The following is a 21420-nucleotide window of genomic DNA, read 5'->3' as shown; positions in this document are numbered from 1 at the left end:
ATGGACTACAAAAAACTGGACAACGAAGATTTAAAATATATAATAGATTTAGTAAAAGATGCAGACAGAGTGCTTTACGGAGAAAATATAAACGAAGAGTACAGCCACGATGAGCTAAGCGACACAACAAGCTATCCTGATGTTGTTGTAAAGGTAACTTCAACTAAGGAAGTTTCAAAAATAATAAAATATGCATATGAAAACAACATTCCTGTTACACCAAGGGGATCAGGGACAGGACTTGTGGGAGCTTCCGTTGCAATAGAGCATGGAATAATGATAGACACAAGCCTCATGAACCATTTCCTTGAACTTGACGAAGAAAATCTGACTCTCACAGTTGAACCTGGTGTTTTGTTGATGGAAATTTCAGCTTACGTGGAAGAAAGAGATTTATTCTATCCTCCTGATCCGGGTGAAAAGTCAGCGACCATCGGAGGAAACATCAGCACAAATGCAGGCGGAATGAGGGCCGTAAAATACGGTGTTACAAGAGATTATGTAAGAGGTCTTGAAGTTGTGCTTCCTGATGGCAGAATTGTTGAATTTGGCGGCAAGGTTGTAAAAAACAGCACAGGATATGCAATGAAAGATTTGATGGTTGGGTCTGAAGGCACTCTTGGTATAATCACCAAGGCAATATTAAAGCTGATTCCTCTTCCCAAGAAGGCAATAAGCCTGTTGATTCCTTTTCCAACATTGGAGCAGGCAATAGGAACAGTTCCATTGATTGTAAAGTCAAAATCGATACCAACAGCAATTGAATTCATGCAAAGAGAAGTAATAATAGATGCTGAACAATATCTTGGAAAGAAATTTCCAGACAACAGTTCTGATGCATACCTGCTGTTGAAGTTTGACGGTAACTCAACAGAAGAGATTGAAAGGGCCTATGAAAGTGTTGCAAAAATCTGTCAGGAGCAGGGAGCCATAGATATTCTCATATCAGACACAACTGAAAGAGAAGAATCCATATGGAAAGCCAGAGGAGCATTCCTTGAAGCAATCAAAGGCTCAACAACATACATGGATGAAGTAGACGTTGTAGTTCCAAGAAGCTCGGTAAATGAAATGGTTGAATACATCCACAACCTTTACAAGGAAGTGAACATCCGCATAAAAAGCTTTGGTCATGCCGGAGACGGAAATCTTCATGCATATGTGCTGAAGGATGATTTAAGTGAAGAAGAATGGGAAGAGAAAATGACACTGGCCATGGACAAAATATACAACAAGGCAAAGGAACTTGAAGGACAGGTTTCAGGAGAGCATGGAATAGGATACGCCAAGAAGTCATACCTTATGAAATCTCTTGACCCAGCCCATGTGGAGCTCATGCTGGGAATCAAAAAAGCATTTGACCCTAAAAATATTTTGAATCCGCACAAGGTCTGTCAACTATAATAAAATCAAATATTAAGAGGTTAAGATGAAATACATCTATCAGATAGTCATAATATTCATAATTACTTTTATAGGTGAAGTTTTATATAAATTTATACCGCTGCCCGTGCCAGCAAGCATTTATGGGCTTGTTATAATGCTAGTATGTCTGAAAACAAAAATAATAAAGCTGGACCAGGTTAAGGGAGCAGGAGGCTTTCTCCTGGAAACCATGCCTATAATGTTCATTCCTGCTGCAGTTGGACTTATCACTGTCTGGAAAGATGTTATAAACATTATAGTGCCTATAATAATTATTGTTGTTTTATCCACAGTGCTTGTAATAGCAGCAACAGGAAGGACAACACAGTTTATGCTGCGCAGGAACAGGGGGGCGAAACAATGAAAGAGGTAATAGGAAATTCAGTATATTTTGGTGTAGCTCTCTGCCTTTTATCATATATTGCCGGCATATGGATTAAGAAAAAATTAAAGTGGGCCATATTAAATCCGCTTCTTGTGTCCATAGTAATTGTAATTGCCGTGCTTTTGATATTCAACATCGATTATGAGAGCTTCAACAATGGGGGAAAGTACGTGAGTTATTTTCTGACTCCTGCAACAGTTTGTTTGGCAATACCGCTGTATCAGCAGCTTGAACTGCTGAACAAAAACTTCAAGGCAATCATGGCAGGAATTTTAGCAGGAGTTTTTACAAGTCTTTTCACCATCATGGTCATATCACTCATGTTCAAGCTGAACCATGAACAATATGTTACCATTTTGCCGAAATCAATAACAACAGCAATCGGTATTGCAGTATCGACAGAGCTGGGCGGAATCAAGACAATAACTGTTGCAGCAATTGTTATGACGGGAATACTGGGAAATGTCATAGGAGAGAGTGTGTGCAGGTTGTTTAAAATAACAGACCCCATAGCAGTGGGATTATCTTTTGGGACATCTTCACATGCCATCGGAACTTCAAGGGCTCTGGAACTGGGAGAAATTCAGGGAGCAATGAGCAGTTTGTCAATTGCCATATCAGGACTTCTGACGGTTGTTCTGGCCCCGGTGTTTGCAAGCTTTCTATAAAAAACAGAAAAGTTCTTATTAAATAAATTCTAGGGGCGGACCTTGTGTCCGCCCGCTTTGTTGATTCAAATTGAGGTCTACAGCCCTTTCCTTTTTATTAATCGTATTAATTCACAAGTATTGATGAAAATATGAAGAGAATTATGAGCATGCCTGCATTAATCAATGTGAATACACCTAAATATTTAAGTGGTTTAGCATTTTCAGTCCGCACATAGAGCTTGTATGAAATGAGGCTTGCCAGTGAGGCCACCAGAGTCCCAAGGCCTCCTATGTTTGTTCCCACAATCAAAGATTTGAAATCAACAGTAAAGTTTGAAAGCAGTACTGCTGTTGGAACATTGCTCAATACTTGGCTGAGCATTACAGAAAACAGCATCTCACGCCCCTTTATAAGCGTGGAAAGATAATTTTTAACCGGCTCAATGTTTCCTATGTTTCCTGTAAACACAAAGAAGAAAATAAATGTTGCAAGAAGACTGTAATCAACCTTGCTGAACAGGCTCCTGTCAATGACAAGTACTGATACAAGGACAATTACAAAAACAATTTTATAATCCACAAATCTGAACACTGCTGCCAGGCTGAGAAAGAACAGCAAAATAAAAGCATAAAGATTTTTTTTGCTGCTTATAGTTTCCTTGAGACTAAATTCAACATTTATCATTTCACGTTTTCCGAAAATCGAAAAAACTAGAATGAGAACAAGTCCCGCCAGGGTTACAGGAAGAGTAATCCTAAAAAAATCCAATGATTTCATGTCATAAAATGAGTACAAATAAAGGTTTTGCGGATTTCCAACAGGTGTCAGCATGCTTCCTAAGTTTGCTGCAACAGTCTGCATTGCTGTAACCGTTATGAGATGTTCTGTCTGTGCAGTGACAGTCAAAACAAGAATTGAAAATGGAACAAAAGTTATGAGGGCAACGTCATTGGTAATAAGCATGGAGCTGAAAAAACAAATGAGCACAAGGCTTAAAAAAAGTCCCCTTGTGTTTCTGGTGCCGGATGTCATTTTCTGTGCCAGCACATTGAATAACCCTATTTCCTTAAGGCCTGCCACTATTGTCATAAGACAGAAAAGTATTGCCAGCACTTTGAAGTCAATGTAGGAAATATATTTGGCTGAAGGGGGTACAAAGACTGCTGATACGGCTGCTGCAAGTAATGATATGAAGAGTACGGCTTCTTTTTTTATTATTCTTTTAAATTCATTCATAATAATCTCCCTTAAATAATCACAATGGACATTATACCACAAAAGACTTAAACGGTATCATGTATTTACAATTTTTTACCCTTGTAATAATATAGAAATTACAATATAATTAATTGATTGAAGTATAAAAGTATTACATAATTTTAATAATTAGAAGAAGGTTTGCTATGATAAAAATCAGGATAAAAGAAGCAGCAATCATTTTAAATGCACAATGTGCTGGAAGCTTTAGCGGGGAAGACTTCATCGAAGGTGTTAGCATAGATTCAAGGAAAGTATCAAAAAATAATTTGTTTGTTCCCATAAAGGGGATGACAGTAAACGGTCACAAATTCATAAATGATGTCGTTGAAAAGGGAGCATGTGCAACTTTGTGGAACAAGGACGAGCCTAATCCGCCTGAAAATGTTGCTGTGCTGCTGGTTGAAGACACTTTAAAAGCTTTGCAGGACCTGGCTCTTTGGTACAGAAACACTCTTAAGGCCAAAATAGTGGGAGTAACAGGAAGCAACGGCAAGACTTCCACAAAGGATATCACTGCAGGTGTTTTGTCACAGAAATTTAAAACTCAAAAAACCATGGGCAATTTTAACACAGAAATAGGAGTTCCCTACACTCTTTTAAGCCTTGATGAAGACTGTGAAGCAGCAGTTATTGAAATGGGTATGGAAAGAAAGGGAGAAATAGACTTCCTGACTCGCCTTGTTCAGCCTGATATAGGAATTATAACAAGCGTGGGACTAGTTCACATAGACAATTTTCCTTCAATTGAGGAAATTGCTAAGGCAAAACTTGAAATTACAGAAGGAATAAAGGAAAACGGACTTTTCATATACTTCGGTGATGATGAGCTCATTGAAAAAACAGTAAACTCAACAAAAATAAAAGAATCCATAAGGAAGCAGACATTCGGACTTGAAGAAAAGAACACACTTTTTTTAACTGATTTTTCTGAAAGCATGGAAGGAATTAATTTCAAGGTAAATGACCACAGTCTAGGCGAGCTGCATGTTGAAATGCTTGGAAAGCACCAGGCTTTAAACTCAATGGCTGCAATACTTGCTGCCAGAGAGCTTGGCATGAATGATGAAGAAATACGCCTTGGACTTTTAAGAATTGAAAAAACAGGACTTAGAAACGAAGTTATAAAAATAAATGACTGCACTATACTCAACGACTGCTACAAATCAAATCCCGTAAGCATAAGCGCGGCACTTGATATATTTGAGCTTATAGATGCAAAAAATAAAATAACAGTGCTTGGTGATATGCTTGGCTACAGGGAAATGAGTCATGACATGCACTACAATGTTGGGAAAAATCTGACTTCGCATAAAATTGATGAGCTTGTAACCATAGGACAGGAAGCAAAGTTCATGGCCAAGGGTGCGAGGGAAAACACAAATATAAAAAGCATTGTTGAATTTGACACAAAGGAAGAAGCAACAGATTACCTGAAGAAATATATGAGTGAAGACTGTGCAATTCTCATAAAGGGATCCAGATTTTTAAAACTCGAATATATAGTTAACACATTAAAGAATACGGAGGGGAAAAATGAATAAGACTAAACTTGCAATACTGTTTGGTGGAAAATCCGACGAATATTCAGTTTCACTGCATTCAGCAGCTGCAATAATCAAGAATGTGCCGGAAGATTTATTTGATGTAACTTTGATAGGAATTACAAAAGACGGAAAATGGCTTCACTATGAAGGTACGGCTGATAAAGTAAATGATGATACATGGCATCAGGATAAGTTAAGTCCTGTTCTCTTGAGCATGGACAATAACTTCAAAGGACTGATAAAGCTTGATGAAGAAAAAGGTACATTTGAAAAAATAGCAATTGACTGCATATTCCCGGTTCTTCATGGAAGAAACGGCGAAGACGGAACAATACAGGGACTTTGTCAGATGACTGGAATTTCTTTTGTAGGATGCGGCATGACTGCATCTGCTGTTAGCATGGACAAGGAATTCACTCATGTAATCTGTGAAATGGCAGGAATCATGACAGCACCTTTCATGAGGGCAGTTAACTCAAATAAGCTTAATGTAAAAAAATTATATGAAGAAGCTCTTGAGAAACTTGAGCTTCCAATGTTTATCAAACCTGCAAACAATGGTTCTTCCCTTGGAATAAGCAAGGTGAGAAATTATGATGAGTTTGAAAAGGGAATAATGGAAGCCTTTGAATATGACGAAAAGGTAATAATTGAAAAAATGATACAGGGATTTGAAATCGGCTGTGCTGTAGTAGGAAATGAAGAACTTATAATAGGTGAAGTTGACGAAATCGACACAAAAAATGACTTCTTCGATTATGTGGAGAAATATTCTCAGCACAATTCAAAAATCCACTGCCCTGCAAGAATAAGCGATGAGCTTAAAAAAGAAGCAAAACAAATAGCCGAAGGAACATATAGAGCTTTAGGTTGCAAGGGACTTTCAAGAGTTGACATGTTTGTTACTCCTGAAAGCAAAATATATTTAAATGAAATAAACACAATCCCCGGACTCACAGATTTAAGCCGTTATCCTTCAATGCTTAAGAAAATAGGCATTGAATACAAAGATTTGATTGTGAAACTTGTGGAATTGGCAATGGAAAAAAACTAAAAAGCAATTAAGAGTTAAGAATTAAGAATTAAGAATTTAAAAAAGGGCTGTTGCGGTAGTAAATATTATCGTGTCATTCTGAGGGCTTTAGTCCGAAGAATCTCATTACTTCAAAAGATGAGATCCTTCGCTGACGCTCAGGATGACATGAAAATGCTTAACACAACAGTCCTTCTAATATTTTACAACTTATTTTATTGGTAAGCCAAGAATTGCTCTTGCTTCATCAGGTGTTGCTACTTCACGGCCCATTTCTCTTGAAAGTCTTGCAACTCTTTCAACTAGCTGTGCATTGGATGTTGCAATTTCGCCTTTTTTGTAGTAAATATTGTCTTCAAAACCTGTTCTAGCATGGCCTCCAAGCATGATTGCTGCTATGTTAAGAGGAAGCTGATATCTTCCAACTCCTGCAACTGTCCATGTGGAGTCAGCAGGTATTGATTCAACCATGTATAACAAATCTCTCAATTCTCCGCCCATTGCTCCCGGAACTCCAAGAACAAAGTCAAAGTGCATAGGAGTTTTAATAAGTCCTTTTTTAGCAAAACGAAGAGCTGTGTCAACCATTCCTTTTTCAAAGCATTCAAGTTCAGGTTTTACTCCAAGTTCATTCATTCTATTAGCAAATATTTTAATGTTTTCTTCAGTGTTCATAAACACATCATCAGCAAAGTTGCAAGTACCCATGCTCAGTGTTGCCATTTCAGGACTGAGTTCAATTGGCTGCATTCTCTGCTGAGGTGTATGCCAAGTAGCTCCTCCTGTAGACGGCTGAAATATGATGTTGCATTTTGCTTCAATCTTTTCTTTTATTTCTTTGTAAACTGCATAGTCCTGCGTAGGATTGCCCTTTTCATCCCTTGCATGAACATGAACCATTGATGCACCAGCCAGGTAGCACTGGTATGCTGCTTCAGCTATTTCATCCGGTGTCAGGGGAAGATTTGGCTGTTGTTCTCTTGTTACTTCTGCTCCTGTTAAGCAAGCAGTGATAATTAATTTTTCCATTGTAACCCTCCATTTTTATAATTCTTTGCCTACCAACATTTTAACTGATTTGCATAATATAGTCAATTGATTGTTAATTATTAAATTTTCATAATAAATAATTGTATGAAAAGAATATACAAATAGTACAAATTGTAGCATTATTAGTATGATTTAAAAATTGTAAAATATAACGTGTCATACTTCACAAAATCTGTCGAATGTGTTACACTATAAAAAAACAATAGGGAGATTTATATGGATAGAGAACTTGCGCTTAATATAGTAAGGGTTACAGAAGCTGCTGCACTGGGCTGTGGAAAATACATGGGAAGAGGAAACAAAGAAATTGCCGATCAGGCTGCTGTTGACGGAATGAGAAGCATGTTTCAGGTTCTTGATATTTCAGGCACTGTTGTAATAGGTGAGGGTGAACTTGATGAAGCCCCTATGCTTTATATTGGAGAAAAAATCGGAACATGGGAAGCAGGTTCCCCTGAAATTGATATAGCAGTAGATCCTCTTGACGGAACAAAACTTGTGGCAAAGGGATTGCCCGGAGCATTGGCTGTTGTTGCTGTGGCACCTAAAGGATGTCTGCTTCATGCACCTGATATGTACATGCATAAAATTGCAGTTGGACCTCAGGCAGCAGGACATATAGACATTACAGCTCCAATTGAAGAAAACCTGTACAATGTTGCCAAGGCACTGAACAAGGATATTACTGAAGTAACTGTAATAATGCAGGACAGGGAAAGACATGCAGATTTCATTGACAGAGCAAGGGCTGTTGGTGCAAGAATAAAACTGTTCGGAGATGGTGACGTTGCTGCTGCCATAGCTACATGCTTTGATGATTCCGGTGTGGACATGATGATTGGAAAGGGAGGAGCTCCCGAAGGAGTAATTTCAGCTGCTGCCATCAAGTGTCTGGGAGGAGAGTTCCAGGGAATACTTGTTCCTGACAATGAAGAAGAAAAAAGAAGATGCAAGGAAATGGCAGGAGACAACTGGGACAGAGTTCTCACTATGGAAGACCTGGCAAAGGGTGATGACATTATTTTTGCAGCGACAGGAGTTTCAGACGGTGAACTTTTAAAGGGAGTAAGATACATGGCCAACAACAGGGCACAGACATACTCAATGGTTACCCGCTCTAAGTCAGGTACAATACGTTTCATAGACACAATTCATGTATTGGACAAAAAGCCCACATATGCATATGTGAAATAATAAAAATTGTAAAAATCCTATGGAGAATATTTTTAACTTCATAGGTTTTTTATTTGTACTACTGAATAATTTTGAGCAAATTGTAGGGGAGGACTACTGTCCTCCCGCAAATTGATGACAAATATTACTTAAATAAACTAAATTATTTTCCTATTGAAACTGACATGCTGCTTTGATACCAGTTAATTTTATATCCAAGGGATTCTGCTGCAGCACGAAGAGGAACATATACACCATCTTTGGCATCTATTTCTATTTTGCTGCTGCCATTATTTACATAATACTTATTATTAACTTCATCATATGTAAATTCTACTCCAAGGCTGACAAACAAATTTTTAGCCAGTACATAAGTTGTTCCGTTTTCAAGAACAGGAGCACTATCAAATACCATCTTGTCACCCTGGAACACAACTGTTACATTAGAATTATCCTTAGTATATACTACTTCTCCTCCAACTACAGTAGTTAATGGAAGTATGTCTTTTATATCGCCAGATGGACATGTCATATAGTCTCTGTCAATGACAACAAAGTCTGCAAGCTTTCCTTCTTCTAAAGAGCCTTTTATTTTATCTTCAAATTGTCCATAAGCAGCCCAAATTGTAAATGAACGCAATGCTTCTTCACGTGTCATACATTCTTCAGGATACCATCCGCCAACAGGTTCTCCGTCTCTTCCTGCTCTTGTTACTGCTGCATACAATCCATGATAAGGATTAACAAGCTCAACATTGGCATCTGACCCGTTTACTATAATATTTCCTGTATTTAAAACCTTGCGCCATGCATATGCACCTTTTATTCTCTCAGAGCCTACTCTGTCTTCAGCCATATTTTTGTCTGAAGTTGCATGTACTGATTGCATTGCAGGAATTATTCCTAAGTCAGCTATTCTTTGGATGTCTTCCAGTGCGGCCACCTGGAAGTGCTCGATTCTGTATCTATGATCTTCAAGAGGATTTTCACTTAATACTTTTTCATATATATCTACAACCTGTTTGTTTGCAGCATCACCTATTGCATGAGTTGCCACCTGGAATCCATTATCTCTTGCTGCCTTGATCAATTCATAAAATTCATCGTAAGTATGTCTGCTGTTACCGAAATGCCCTGCTCTGTCTGAGTATTCTTCAAGCATCCATGCACTTCTTGCACCTAATGAACCATCAGTATAAAATTTAATGCAGTTCATAGTCAATCTGTTGTCGTAAAGTCCTACTTCAGGCCCCTTTTCGTAATATGCTTCAGCATCCGGACCTGAATCAACCATTACATACAATCTTATTTTCAAATCTCCGGATTCATATAAGCCCTTCATTTGCTGTATATCTTCCACTCCTGAACCTGCATCCATTGATGTAGTAAGCCCATATGAGAACAATTCTTCCTGTGCCAGAAGCAAAGCTTCTTTTTTTCTTTCTTCAGTCAATGGGGGAATTTTGCTGTTAACAAATGCAGCAGCTGTATCAGTCAATATTCCTGTAGGTTCTCCGTTTGCATCCTTTAAAATTTCGCCGCCCTGTGGATTTGGAGTATCTTTAGTGATTTCGCCTAATTTTAGTGCTAATGAATTAACCCAGGTTGCATGTCCGCAAGTTCTTTTTAAAGCAACAGGGTTATTTGGTGCAACAGAATCTAAATCTTCCTTAGTGGGAAACTCGGGAATGTCCCATACTTCTTGATTCCATCCGCCGCCTGTAATCCATTCACCGTCAGGAAGTCTGTCTGCTTCAGCTTTAACAGCTGCCAATATAACATCTTTTGGCTTCCAGAATACATCAAGTTTAATTAACTTTTGTCCTTCACCCGGATAATGCATGTGTCCTTCAATCAAACCAGGAATTACTGTCTTGCCTTGTAAGTCAATAACCTGTGTTGATGGACCAACAAACTTTTCAACTTCTGTGTTGCTTCCTGTTCCAATGATATACTGTCCCTTTATGGCAATAGCCTCAACCTTTGAAAAGTTTTCATCGACAGTATAAATGTTTCCATTAATGTACACTGTGTCTGCAGTTACAACATCTGCAAATACCTGAATAGGAAATAAAGTTGTTAACATTGCAATTAACAAAATAAAGATGATTTTTTTGTTTCGCATATGGACCTCCTACATAATTTGGTTAATAAAATTATAACTTAATGATACAAGCTATTTTGTAGTATTTTGTATGTGTGAAAAAAAAGAGCAAGGATGTCCTTGCTCTATAATTAATAAGTATTGAATTCTACAGATTGTAGGGGCTGGTCACTAACAGCTGCGGGAGGACAGTAGTCCTCCCCTATGATCTGACGTAAATAGGGTTTGTTAATTATTGAAATCTTTGAAGTCTATATTTTTTATAAATACATCACATTAATATTTTTTCCTGCTTTTTTTAATTCTTCCATTAACCCTTCAACAATGTTTTGCTTGATGTTGTAGCCCATGGGGAAGTTTGGATTTTGATGGGCAGGGTTTACTGCTCTACCCACATAAAAGTTAATATGTGTGCCCACATCCATCAGAAGGTTTGTCAAAATAGAGCAACCATCATAGTCATTGTACTCTATAGAGTCTTCATAGCTTGCTTTGTTTAGTTTTTTAATGTTTTCAAGAGTTTTTCCAAGAGTTAGAACTCCTTCTGTAACAAGATCAAAATCATCCATGTATGCTATTGGAGGAATATCATTTTTCATTGATTCAAGATCAACCATCAGTTCTTTTTCAAGTTCCCTTTCAGCAATGAGCGCTGTTGTTCCGCCGCAGATTATTTTCATGTTTTTACTTGTCTTCATTATGTTTGCCAGATAAGTATCAAAAGATTTATCAGCAGGGGGTCCTACAAACACATCTATAGACTCAGTCTTTCTAACCTTTACAGTTAAAATAGTCGTATCATCGCCGGGTTTATTGTTGTATAGATTGTTGCATACTCCTATGAAGTTTCCATTTACCAGCTGAGAAGAACGATTTACATTGTTCAGCTCCTTCAGGTATCCGTTTACTTCATTCCATGACCAGCCCAGGTTGAGCATCTGTCCTATGCCGGCATGAATTGCTCCATCACTTACAACACAGATGGTGTCTCCCATGTTAAGCTGAAAATTGGATTCGTAAATCTTTTTGTTTCCAATCATTCGTTCCTTTTTTTCAACAGGAATAATTCTTTTGCCTGAATAATAAAAATAGGGAGGATTATCATACTCTGCAATGTATGCATTGTTATTCTTGTCAATTTTAATTATGGTAAATGTTGAATAAGCAAGCTTTCTCACCTTGCACTCAGGCAGCGTGTTTATGATGGTTTCAATGGTGTCATCTATTGAAGCTCCGTTTTTCAGCATGGTAACTGCTATTTTAGTCGTCATGGTTGCAAGGATGTTTGCCTTTACGCCGCTTCCAAGACCGTCAGACATTACAATGATATATCCGTCGTCATCAGAAACATATTCCACCTTGTCGCCGCATAGTTCTTCGCTGTGCTTGTTTATGCTTTTATAATTAATATCTATAAAATTATCCATTGTTTTCACTTTCCTCTAGGACGACTTTTTTAAGCTTGAGAAGAGCAGCCTTTGTTTCGGCTGTTGTTTCACCTAGAAGCCCTGCGATTTCCTGTGCAACTCTCATTTGTTTTTCGATTACTCTGTCAGCTGTTTCCAATGTATTCAGCTTGAAGTTTATTATTTGTTCCTTTTTCATTTCATCATCAGTGATGTCGTTTAAAATTCCAAACAATATTTTATTTTTGGGCAGATATATGATGCGTTCGAAGACTATTATGCCGTACTTATCCAAAGTGAGCTTTCTTCCAACCGTATTTTCTTCAGTTGTAAGAACTTCCTTGAAATCATCAACCGGCATAAGAGTTGAAAGATTTTTGTTCCTCACAGAGTTTATTTTTGTGTTGAATGCTTTTTCTCCCACAGGATTCAAATCAAGTATGTTCAGGTCTGTGTCAACAATAACTATGATGCTTGGAGAATATTGAAAATATATGTTTGATATTTTTTCAGCTTCGCTTCGCATGTACGGCATGCACATCTGAGGGTGAGAAAGGCCTTCCAGAACCGAAATGGCCTTGTCTCTGCATGTGTCATAACCACATGCTCCACAGTTTAATTCGTCTGATTTTGAATGCTTGCCTGTCTTTGTTAGTACACTTATTATTTCTTCCTCTGAATAAACAGAGTGCACATATTGCTTGTTTCTGAAATTTCTCGCATAGTCCAAATCTTTTTCTTCATCTGTGTAATTTTTAATATTTATATTTTTGAAAGGGCGTATTTCAGTCCTTGTCTTAGTCTTCCTTACAAACACATTCTTGCTTTTCTTAGGAACAGCAGGTCCCCCGAGACATCCTCCAATGCAGCTGTTTGCTTCTATAAGCACATTATTAAGGTCTCCGTTTTCCAAAGCTTCAAATGCCCCTCTTAAATTGTCAATTCCTGATACTGAAAGAGGAGTGAACTTGTTTGAAGTGATGGTGTCCTTCATTCCAGACAATATGCCGTTTTCAAGAGGATATTTTTTGCCTGTATAGTTGCCTTGAAGATCAGGCAGACTTTCTTCAAATTTTGATATGTCAATGTTTCTTGTTTCAAGCATCTTGTCCAGTTCTTCAAATGAAATGACTCCATCAATAATTCCGGATATCTGGTACCCATAGGCTTCACATTTTTTGGATATGCATGGTCCAAGAAAAACAATGTAGGCATCTTCGCCATGACGCTTCCTTATCATTTTGCAGTGGGCAATCATAGGAGAATCTATTGGCAACATGTATTTTATCAAGTCAGGGTAATAAGTCTGAATCATCATATTTACAGAAGGACAGCAGGTTGTTATGAGGCTGCTTGAATCTGTGCTTTCAATATATTTCTTGTATAGTTCAGTAACCTTGACTGCACCGATTGCTGTTTCTTCAACAAGAGAAGCACCCAGGTACTTAAGCACAGAAATAAGCTTGTACGGCTCTTCGTAAACTCCAAGATATGACGGTGCAATAGTTACTATGATTTTCTTTCCTTGCTTGAACGCTTCAGAAACATTGTCAAGATCGCTGTGAATGTTTCTTGCATTTTGAGGACATACCTGGAAACAGTTACCGCAGGCAATACATTTTTCTTCCACAATTTGAGCCTGGTCGTCAATCATTTTTATTGCCTTCACAGAACAATTTCTCACACATTTGTAACAATTTTTGCAATTAGTAGGATAAAAATCTAGTATTCTCATAATAACTCCTCACATAGACTGTCCATAACATGTTTATCAAAAAAAGTTTCAGCATTTTCAGGTGCAACTGAATAGATTTTATCATTCAGGCACACAGAAACAGCTTCTGTGCAATGGCCCAGACAAAAAGCACCCTTTATTTCCACTTTGTCAGAAACATTGCGGCTGTCCACGCATTTTTTAAAAATATCTATAACTTCTGTTGAACCCTTCAAATGGCAGGCGCTGCCTACGCAAATCTTTAATTCAGTCATTTTATCCCTCTGTAATATTGTATTTATCTTTATATATTCATTATATATTTATAAAAATTAAAGTCAATGATTGGTTAATAAATTAACAAATAGTAAATTATAATCCAGTTAACGAAAGGAAAGGAATTGCAACAAGATTATCCTTGACTATTATTTAATTAAATGTTATCATTGTACCACTTACCGAACACTTACCTTAATTTTCCTATGAATTGACAAAAACTAAATAAGTATGGAGGTTTTTATGGAAAAAAACCAATTGGCAGCCTTGAAGCTTACTGAGCTTAAGGAACTTGCTAAATCTTTGGGGATGCATGATTCCTATAAGTATAAAAAGGAAGAATTGTTAATTAAACTTAACAACTATTATGATAATTTGAATGAAACAGATAACAATGCTCAGGTATTTGTTAGCGAAAATATAGAAGATAAAGATGATGAAGGAAAATCAAGTGTAAAATTTGTTGAAAAAGCAAAAAGTTTGGAAGTGTTTGAAGCTGAAGAAGAATCAAACAAGAAAAATTCAATGCCTGATAAAATAGTCGAAGAAATTGAATCCAGCGGAGAAGGTGCAGTAAAGGTTGAAGGAATACTTGAAACACACCCTGACGGCTATGGTTTCTTAAGAACAAATAACTATCTTACCAGCGATGAAGATGTATACATATCCCCTTCTCAAATCAGAAGATTTCATATGAAGACAGGAGACAAAATTACCGGAATAACAAGGCCTCCTAAGCAAGGCGAAAAATTCAAAGCCTTATTGTACGTGAAACAAGTCAATGATGAAAATCCTGAATTGGCAAGAAACAGAAAAGATTTTGATTCTCTCACCCCTATTTATCCCAATGAAAGAATAAAAACTTGAAAAAATACTCACAAAGAAATTGCGATGAGATTGATAGATTTGATTGCTCCAATAGGAAAAGGGCAAAGAGGGATGATTGTTGCTCCTCCTAAGGCAGGAAAAACAACAATTTTAAAAAACTTGGCTAACAGCATAGCTGAAAATTATCCTGAAATAGAAATTATTATGCTTCTTATAGATGAACGTCCTGAAGAAGTTACAGACATGAAGCGTTCTGTAAAGGGAGATGTTGTTTATTCAACATTTGACGAGCTTCCAAAAAACCACATAAAGGTCGCTGAAATGGTTCTTGAAAGAGCAAAGAGGCTTGTGGAACACGGCAAGGATGTTGTAATTCTTTTGGACAGCATAACAAGACTTGCAAGGGCATACAACCTGACAATCACTCCCACAGGAAGAACATTGTCCGGAGGTCTTGATCCTGGAGCACTGTATGGTCCTAAAAGATTTTTCGGAGCTGCAAGAAACATCGAGTTCGGAGGCAGCCTGACAATACTGGCAAGTGCGTTGATTGAAACAGGAAGCCGTATGGACGACATGATATTTGAAGAGTTCAAGGGAACAGGCAACATGGAAATCCATCTTGACAGAAAACTTTCAGAAAAGAGAGTATTCCAGCCATAGACATAAACAAGTCTGGAACAAGAAGAGAAGAATTGTTGCTAAATGCAGAAGAAATGCAGACAATATGGCAGCTCAGAAAAGCAATGAGCAATTTCTCAGTTGCAGATGTAACTGAAAGAATAATCGACGGGCTTATAAAAACCAAGACAAATTCTGATTTTATCAAGCAGGCGTCAGCACAGCTGCTGAATATCGATAAAATGAAAGATGATCTTGACGACAGAAATTTTTAAACAAAAAGTAATAATTATATAAAGCAAAAAAATATTGTATTATATAAAATGGTATGATATAATACTCAAGGTAAATTGAGATATTATTTAATTAATATATAGAGCGAGAAAGAGGTGAACGGGATGAAACAAGGTATACATCCAGATTATAAAACTGTTACTGTACACTGCGCATGTGGAAATACATTTGAAACTGGTTCAGTATTAGACGAAATCAAAGTTGAAATTTGTTCAGAATGTCATCCATTCTTTACTGGTAAACAAAAGTTTATCGATAAAGGCGGAAGAGTTGACAGATTTAAGAAAAAATACAACTTGGACAACAAATAAGAACATTGACTTTTGGGCAAATCCTAAACATACGTTATGGATTTGCCTTTTAGTTTGCTTTGATTTAATAAGATTGATAAAACAAGACTTTCATCACTTAGAAAAAGCTGAATTAATCTCAAGCTTCAGGCTGATGATAAGATAACTTTCGACCCTGTCATTCTGAGGGCGCTGCCCGAAGAATCTCATGTTTTAAAAAAAGATGAAATTCTTCGATGACGTTCAGAATGACATAATTATTGTTGTCAATAGTCTAAGGCTAGTTAATTTAAAACATTTATCAAATATTTAAAAATTGTAACAATAGCCATATAGTTTATTGCAAACACTTAACAAAACCACCCGATTAATTCAGAAGGTTTCTTGGTGAGTTTTCTTACTGCTTCAATATCCTTTTCTTCTAATGTAACAAGGCAGCAGCAGGATGGACCTCCTGATTGTTTCAAATCTATTGAAATATCATCCTTGAATTTAAAACTTAATCCGTTGTAGCTGCAAAGTTCTTCTAGTTCTGCTCCTGTTCCTCTTGAACCAACAGGAAGCATTTCCTTAATCATATGGGACAAATACAATTCTTCAAAGTCATCTATGTCCAGAATTTTGTCTGGGTTGTTAACCACATCATTTCCCACAAGCGGAAGACCAATGATCATGCACACATCATTTTTAACTGTTTTTTTGTACTTAAGCTTGTCTTTGTCGCAAACCCCTATGCACGTAACTCCCATGGAAGTCTGGACAGTAGGTATATTTTCCTCAGTGCTTCCTGTAAGGTGAACCTTTGAAGTTTTAAGCTTTGACAAAACTTCATTAAACCCTTCTATGAGTTGTTTGCCAGTATCGTCCATTTCAACAGCCAGACCGTCGGCCATTATCATAGGAGCAAATCCCATGCTCATAAGCTCAGCAAGAACAACCTTTCCTGTATGATAAGCAGTAAGCTGCGGAGGTGCCTTTACAAAATCATGTTCCTTTAATCCAATTCCTCCGCATGAATCACAGGAAATGCCAAGATATCTTTTTTCATCAAAATCTATTACAGTCAGATCTCGTATTTGTATTATATTCATGTTTAACTCCTTAAAGAATAATGTTAATTTTACCACAAAATGCATTATATTTCAAAATTTTTAAACAGAGTTTAAGTTGAATATTACAATTTTCGTAATTCATTGCTAAATTATAAAAATTGTACGTAAATGTAAACTATGATATAATTTAAAGTATGCAGTAAATCTTAATATTTATATGGGTGACATATGAAAGGCAAAAATTTCGAAACAGAAAAAAGGAAAGTTATGAAATATCGCTGGGTAATTTATATTCTGCTTTCAACGGTATACTTTCTGGCTAATTTTCACAAGTTTTCAACGGGTGTAATGCAGGATGAACTGATAGATTCATTTGATCTGTCAACTGCCGCCTTTGGAAACTTAAGCAGCATGGTTTTTTACTCGTACCTTATTATGCAGATTCCATCAGGACTGCTGGCCGATACCTTAGGTGCCAGAATGACCGTTACGGCAGGATGCATAGTTACAGCAATTGGTTCGTTTTTGTTTGCTGCTGCCCAAGGTGCAGCCATTGCAAACATCAGCAGATTTGTAATAGGAATCGGTATATCTGTAACCTACATTTCACTTATTAAAATCCAAACAAAGTGGTTTTTGTCAAGAGAGTTTGCAACCATGACAGGACTCACTTTTCTCCTTGGAAACCTTGGGAGCGTCTTGGCTCAGACGCCATTGAGGATGCTGGCAGACATGTTTTCATGGAGAAGCATATATTTTGTTTTCGGTGCAATGTCTGTTTTCATGGGTATACTAACATTTATAATCGTAAGAAACTCTCCTGAGGACATGGGGCTTCCTTCAATTGAATCCATAGAAGGAAAGACAGTCGTCATAAATCCAAATAAAGAAAAAATAGAAATTCGAAGTGCTGTTGGAAAGATACTGATAAACCGTTACAACTGGCCTACATTTGCAGTAGTATTTTCACTGGGTGCAATACTTTCAATATTGTCAGGTTCATTCGGCAGCGTGTATATACGTGATACCTACGGAGTATCCATGGTTGATGCTTCAAGGTATACAATGATACTGACTCTGGCACTTGCCATAGGGTCAACAATACTTGGGCTTTTATCTGATCGTTTCAGAAAAAGAAAGATATTCATGCTTATTCTTAACGGTACCATGACTGCAGTCTGGGTTTACATAGTTGTAATAAGCAAAGGAGAACCTGCTTTTGATAAACTGAAAATGCTTTACATGCTTACAGGGCTGTCCCTGTCATCATGTCTGTTATCCTACACAGTTGCCAAGGAATCTAACGACCTGACATATGCAGGATTATCAGTTTCATTTGTAGGCCTCATGGAGTTCATTGGAAGTGCAGTGGGACCGGTAGCAGTTGGAAAGATAATTGATATGAATCCTTCATTAGTCGGGGGAGAGCTGTATTCCAGGGCATTTATTGTGCTTGCGGTGTTAAGTGCTGTTACATTTGCAGGAACTATGTTTGTAAAAGAAACTAACGGAGAAAATATAACAGTAGCTGATAGTATTGTGCCTTTGTAGCAATAATTATTAGGCACTGTTCAAAAGCAATAATTACAATGTTGTGCATAGGTTTTTTTTATGCTATAATTATTAAAAATTACCAGATGAGGTCAGGTGGTTAAGTTGTCGCATCAAGCAATATACAGAAAATTCCGTCCTAAAATATTTGATGATGTACTGGGGCAGGAACATGTAACTAAGACTTTAAAAAATCAAATATTGTCAGATAATATAGCTCATGCATATCTGTTCAGCGGCATCAGAGGAACAGGCAAGACATCCACTGCTAAAATATTCGCACGTGCTGTTAACTGTACAAACAGCCATGACGGCAATCCGTGCAACGAATGTGAAATATGCAAAAGCATATTGGATGAAACCAATATGGATGTAATAGAAATGGATGCAGCTTCAAACAATGGAGTTGAAGATATACGAGAACTGAGAGATAAGGTGAAATTTCTCCCTGTAAAAAGCAAGTACAAAGTATACATCATAGACGAAGTTCACATGCTTTCAAAAGGAGCATTCAATGCCCTTTTAAAAACACTGGAGGAACCTCCGGAACATTTGCTGTTTATCCTTGCAACAACTGAGCCGCAGAAAATTCCTGCAACAATTTTGTCAAGATGTCAGAGATTTGATCTGAAAAGAATCAAGTCATCAGTAATTGTGGAAAACATGGAGAAAATATGCCAGGAAATCAATGTGAAATATGATGAAAAGGCACTGAAGCTAATAGCTGCTAATTCAGAAGGAGCCATGAGAGATGCACTTAGCATCCTGGACAGGTGTGTATCGTTTAACAATGAAGAGGTTGATTACGAAACTGTAATAAATTTGCTGGGTACCGTTAATTACCAGGTTGTAATGGAAGCAGCAAGTTCCCTTATGGACAAAAGCATAGAAAAAACCATGATTTTGGTTGATGATATATTAAACAGCGGAAAAGAGCTTTCCTTTTTCCTGGATGAGCTTATAATATGCTTCAGAAACATGTTGATTATAAAGACAACAAATTCAACTGATAATCTCATGAGAGTTTCAGAGGATGAAGCAGAAGCGTTAAAAAATGCAAGCTCAAAGATTTCAGTAGATGAAATTGTAAATTATATTGAAGATTTGTCAACAGCTCAGCTTGAATGTAAAAGGTCTCTTAATCCAAGAGTTTTACTGGAAACAAAATTGATAAAAATGCTTCACGGTGTAAATCATACTGATGTGGAAACTCTGACAAAAAGAATTGAAGAGCTTGAAAATATCATTAAGAGTGGAAATGTTCCTGTTGCAAGGCAAAGTGCTAAAGCAGCACCAAGCAGGCAGACTGCTGTACATAATGATTTTCCTGCTCAGGAAACAAGAAAGACTGTGGTTTCCGAACATGCAGTAAAGCAGGAAACTAGTCATGATACTTCTAATTCTGTTCAGGAACCACGAAACTTTGAAAACAAAAGTGATGAGGCAATTTTCAATGCTATAATAAACGGATGGCAGGCAATACTGAAAAAAGTTAGAAGTGAAAATGCAGGATTGCAGGCAATCATAAGAGAATCAAAACTCACAGAAGTAACTAATAAAAAAGCTGTATTTGAATTTGACCCTAAGTTCACTTTCCACATCAATGCTGCAAATCAGCCCAAGAACAGGCAAAAATTCAAGGATGTTATCAGCTCATTTGTAAATGATAATTGTGAAGTTGAATTTATTTCAAAAAGAGAAAAAGAAGAAATATCAAACAAACCCAAACAAACAATAGAAGATATCTATGAAGATTTGAAAAATGAATTTGGTGAAGAAATAGTAGAATTTAAGCAGGAGGATTAAAATGAGTAAAGGTAGAAGAATGCCCATGGGAATGCCAGGGGGCGGAAATATGAACAACATGATGAAGCAGGTTCAAAAAATGCAGAAACAAATGGAAGATATGCAGAAAGAACTTGAGCAGAAAGAAGTGGAGGCAACTTCAGGCGGAGGAGCAGTTTCAGTAAAGGTAACAGGCAAAAAAGCTCTGCTTGAAGTAAAAATAGATCCTGAAGTGGTTGACAAGGATGATGTTGAAATGCTTGAAGACATGATTGTTGCAGCCATCAACGAAGCTTTCAGAAAAGCAGATGAAATGATGGATACTGAAATGAAAAAAGTAACAGGTGGAGTAAGCATTCCAGGGTTATTATAATGGAGCAGTACACACCGCCGATTACAAAGCTAATAGAAGAACTGGCTAAACTTCCCGGAATCGGAAGAAAATCAGCTCAACGCCTTGCATTTCACATACTTGACATGAAGGGCAACGATGTGGTGGAACTTGCAAAAGCAATAGTAAATGCCAAGAAACTTACAAAACACTGCAAGACATGCGGAAACCTCACAGAAGGAGAAACTTGCAGCATATGCAGTAACTTTAAAAGAGACCATTCAACAATATGTGTTGTTGAGGATGTGAGGGATATTGCTGCAATGGAGCGCACCAAGGAATACAAAGGTGTTTACCACGTTCTCCATGGTACAATTTCTCCTCTTGACGGAATAGGTCCTGAAGATATAAACATCAAAAATCTGGTAAGCAGATTAAATTCTGAAGTGACAGAAGTAATTCTTGCCACTAACCCGACAATTGAAGGCGAAGCAACAGCAGTATACATATCAAGGCTCATAAAGCCAATGGGAATCAGGACAACGCGTATAGCCCACGGCATACCAATCGGAGGAGACATAGAATACGCAGACGAAGTAACGCTCATGCGTGCAATGGAAGGCCGCAGAGACATGTAGTTGAATGCA

18 protein-coding genes and 1 pseudogene are annotated in these 21420 nt (G+C 37.3%); 12 read left to right on the top strand and 7 right to left on the bottom strand.

Translation table 11 applies throughout. The features are described from left to right. Genes BN358_RS19280 through BN358_RS19270 form a run of 3 tightly spaced genes read left to right on the top strand, consistent with a single transcriptional unit; the run spans position 1 to position 2478 of the window. Positions 1 to 1404: an FAD-binding oxidoreductase gene (locus BN358_RS19280; protein WP_019230173.1), complete on the top strand. Its 1404-nt coding sequence runs from the start codon at positions 1 to 3 to the stop codon at positions 1402 to 1404. A gap of 25 nt (positions 1405 to 1429) precedes the next feature. Further along, positions 1430 to 1789 carry a CidA/LrgA family protein gene (locus BN358_RS19275; protein WP_019230172.1) on the top strand — a complete coding sequence of 120 codons (360 nt, stop codon included), beginning with the start codon at positions 1430 to 1432 and terminating at the stop codon, positions 1787 to 1789. Continuing rightward, positions 1786 to 2478 (top strand): LrgB family protein, encoded by a 693-nt coding sequence (locus BN358_RS19270; RefSeq protein ID WP_019230171.1) that lies wholly within the window; start codon positions 1786 to 1788, stop codon positions 2476 to 2478. Before BN358_RS19275 ends, BN358_RS19270 begins: the two co-directional genes overlap by 4 nt. Positions 2479 to 2584: 106 nt before the next feature. On the opposite strand, the gene BN358_RS19265 is transcribed toward BN358_RS19270, so the two are convergent. Continuing rightward, entirely contained in the window at positions 2585 to 3697 is a 1113-nt protein-coding gene (locus BN358_RS19265) for an SLC13 family permease (protein WP_019230170.1), read from the bottom strand. A gap of 167 nt (positions 3698 to 3864) precedes the next feature. Here BN358_RS19265 and murF point away from each other — a divergent pair, with 167 nt between their 5' ends. Next, positions 3865 to 5262: a UDP-N-acetylmuramoyl-tripeptide--D-alanyl-D-alanine ligase gene (gene murF, locus BN358_RS19260; protein ID WP_019230169.1), complete on the top strand. Its 1398-nt coding sequence runs from the start codon at positions 3865 to 3867 to the stop codon at positions 5260 to 5262. After that, complete coding sequence (locus tag BN358_RS19255) at positions 5255 to 6319, top strand: D-alanine--D-alanine ligase family protein (RefSeq protein WP_019230168.1); 1065 nt, start codon at positions 5255 to 5257, stop codon at positions 6317 to 6319. Before murF ends, BN358_RS19255 begins: the two co-directional genes overlap by 8 nt. Before the next feature lie 189 nt (positions 6320 to 6508). On the opposite strand, the gene BN358_RS19250 is transcribed toward BN358_RS19255, so the two are convergent. Further along, the gene (locus BN358_RS19250) at positions 6509 to 7327 is read right to left on the bottom strand and encodes a 3-keto-5-aminohexanoate cleavage protein (RefSeq protein ID WP_019230167.1); all 819 of its coding nucleotides are present in this window, start codon (positions 7325 to 7327) and stop codon (positions 6509 to 6511) included. A gap of 237 nt (positions 7328 to 7564) precedes the next feature. Here BN358_RS19250 and glpX point away from each other — a divergent pair, with 237 nt between their 5' ends. After that, entirely contained in the window at positions 7565 to 8542 is a 978-nt protein-coding gene (gene glpX, locus BN358_RS19245) for a class II fructose-bisphosphatase (protein ID WP_019230166.1), read from the top strand. A gap of 142 nt (positions 8543 to 8684) precedes the next feature. On the opposite strand, the gene BN358_RS19240 is transcribed toward glpX, so the two are convergent. The 4 genes from BN358_RS19240 to BN358_RS19225 all read right to left on the bottom strand — a co-directional run bounded on the left by BN358_RS19240 (position 8685) and on the right by BN358_RS19225 (position 14020). Beyond that, positions 8685 to 10646 carry an amidohydrolase family protein gene (locus tag BN358_RS19240; RefSeq protein ID WP_019230165.1) on the bottom strand — a complete coding sequence of 654 codons (1962 nt, stop codon included), beginning with the start codon at positions 10644 to 10646 and terminating at the stop codon, positions 8685 to 8687. Between the two features lie 239 nt (positions 10647 to 10885). Beyond that, entirely contained in the window at positions 10886 to 12052 is a 1167-nt protein-coding gene (locus tag BN358_RS19235) for a SpoIIE family protein phosphatase (RefSeq protein WP_040583988.1), read from the bottom strand. After that, a complete protein-coding gene (locus BN358_RS19230; protein ID WP_019230163.1) occupies positions 12045 to 13766 on the bottom strand; it encodes a [Fe-Fe] hydrogenase large subunit C-terminal domain-containing protein in 1722 nt (573 codons plus the stop codon). Before BN358_RS19230 ends, BN358_RS19235 begins: the two co-directional genes overlap by 8 nt. Further along, positions 13763 to 14020: a (2Fe-2S) ferredoxin domain-containing protein gene (locus BN358_RS19225; protein ID WP_019230162.1), complete on the bottom strand. Its 258-nt coding sequence runs from the start codon at positions 14018 to 14020 to the stop codon at positions 13763 to 13765. Before BN358_RS19225 ends, BN358_RS19230 begins: the two co-directional genes overlap by 4 nt. Before the next feature lie 580 nt (positions 14021 to 14600). Between BN358_RS19225 and rho the strand changes: the two are divergent. Then, positions 14601 to 15745: pseudogene (gene rho / locus BN358_RS19220) on the top strand (transcription termination factor Rho); the annotation flags it as partial. A gap of 123 nt (positions 15746 to 15868) precedes the next feature. Then, positions 15869 to 16075 carry a 50S ribosomal protein L31 gene (gene rpmE, locus BN358_RS19215; protein WP_019230158.1) on the top strand — a complete coding sequence of 69 codons (207 nt, stop codon included), beginning with the start codon at positions 15869 to 15871 and terminating at the stop codon, positions 16073 to 16075. 329 nt (positions 16076 to 16404) lie between these two features. Here the strand turns inward: rpmE and BN358_RS19210 are convergent, their stop codons facing one another. After that, positions 16405 to 17145 carry an AIR synthase related protein gene (locus BN358_RS19210; protein WP_019230157.1) on the bottom strand — a complete coding sequence of 247 codons (741 nt, stop codon included), beginning with the start codon at positions 17143 to 17145 and terminating at the stop codon, positions 16405 to 16407. A 189-nt stretch (positions 17146 to 17334) separates the two neighbouring features. Here BN358_RS19210 and BN358_RS19205 point away from each other — a divergent pair, with 189 nt between their 5' ends. The 4 genes from BN358_RS19205 to recR all read left to right on the top strand — a co-directional run bounded on the left by BN358_RS19205 (position 17335) and on the right by recR (position 21411). Further along, positions 17335 to 18657 carry an MFS transporter gene (locus BN358_RS19205; protein WP_019230156.1) on the top strand — a complete coding sequence of 441 codons (1323 nt, stop codon included), beginning with the start codon at positions 17335 to 17337 and terminating at the stop codon, positions 18655 to 18657. 96 nt (positions 18658 to 18753) lie between these two features. Next, positions 18754 to 20463, top strand: coding sequence for a DNA polymerase III subunit gamma/tau (gene dnaX / locus BN358_RS19200; RefSeq protein WP_083851666.1), 1710 nt, complete (start codon positions 18754 to 18756; stop codon positions 20461 to 20463). Between the two features lies 1 nt (position 20464). Then, positions 20465 to 20815, top strand: coding sequence for a YbaB/EbfC family nucleoid-associated protein (locus tag BN358_RS19195; protein ID WP_019230154.1), 351 nt, complete (start codon positions 20465 to 20467; stop codon positions 20813 to 20815). Continuing rightward, entirely contained in the window at positions 20815 to 21411 is a 597-nt protein-coding gene (recR, locus tag BN358_RS19190) for a recombination mediator RecR (RefSeq protein WP_019230153.1), read from the top strand. Before BN358_RS19195 ends, recR begins: the two co-directional genes overlap by 1 nt. Positions 21412 to 21420: the final 9 nt, after the last annotated feature.

Source organism: Sedimentibacter sp. B4 (assembly GCF_000309315.1).
Lineage (GTDB): Bacteria > Bacillota > Clostridia > Tissierellales > Sedimentibacteraceae > Sedimentibacter > Sedimentibacter saalensis.
Note: the sequence above shows the minus strand (reverse complement) of the source record. Positions and strands in the feature narration are given on the sequence as shown.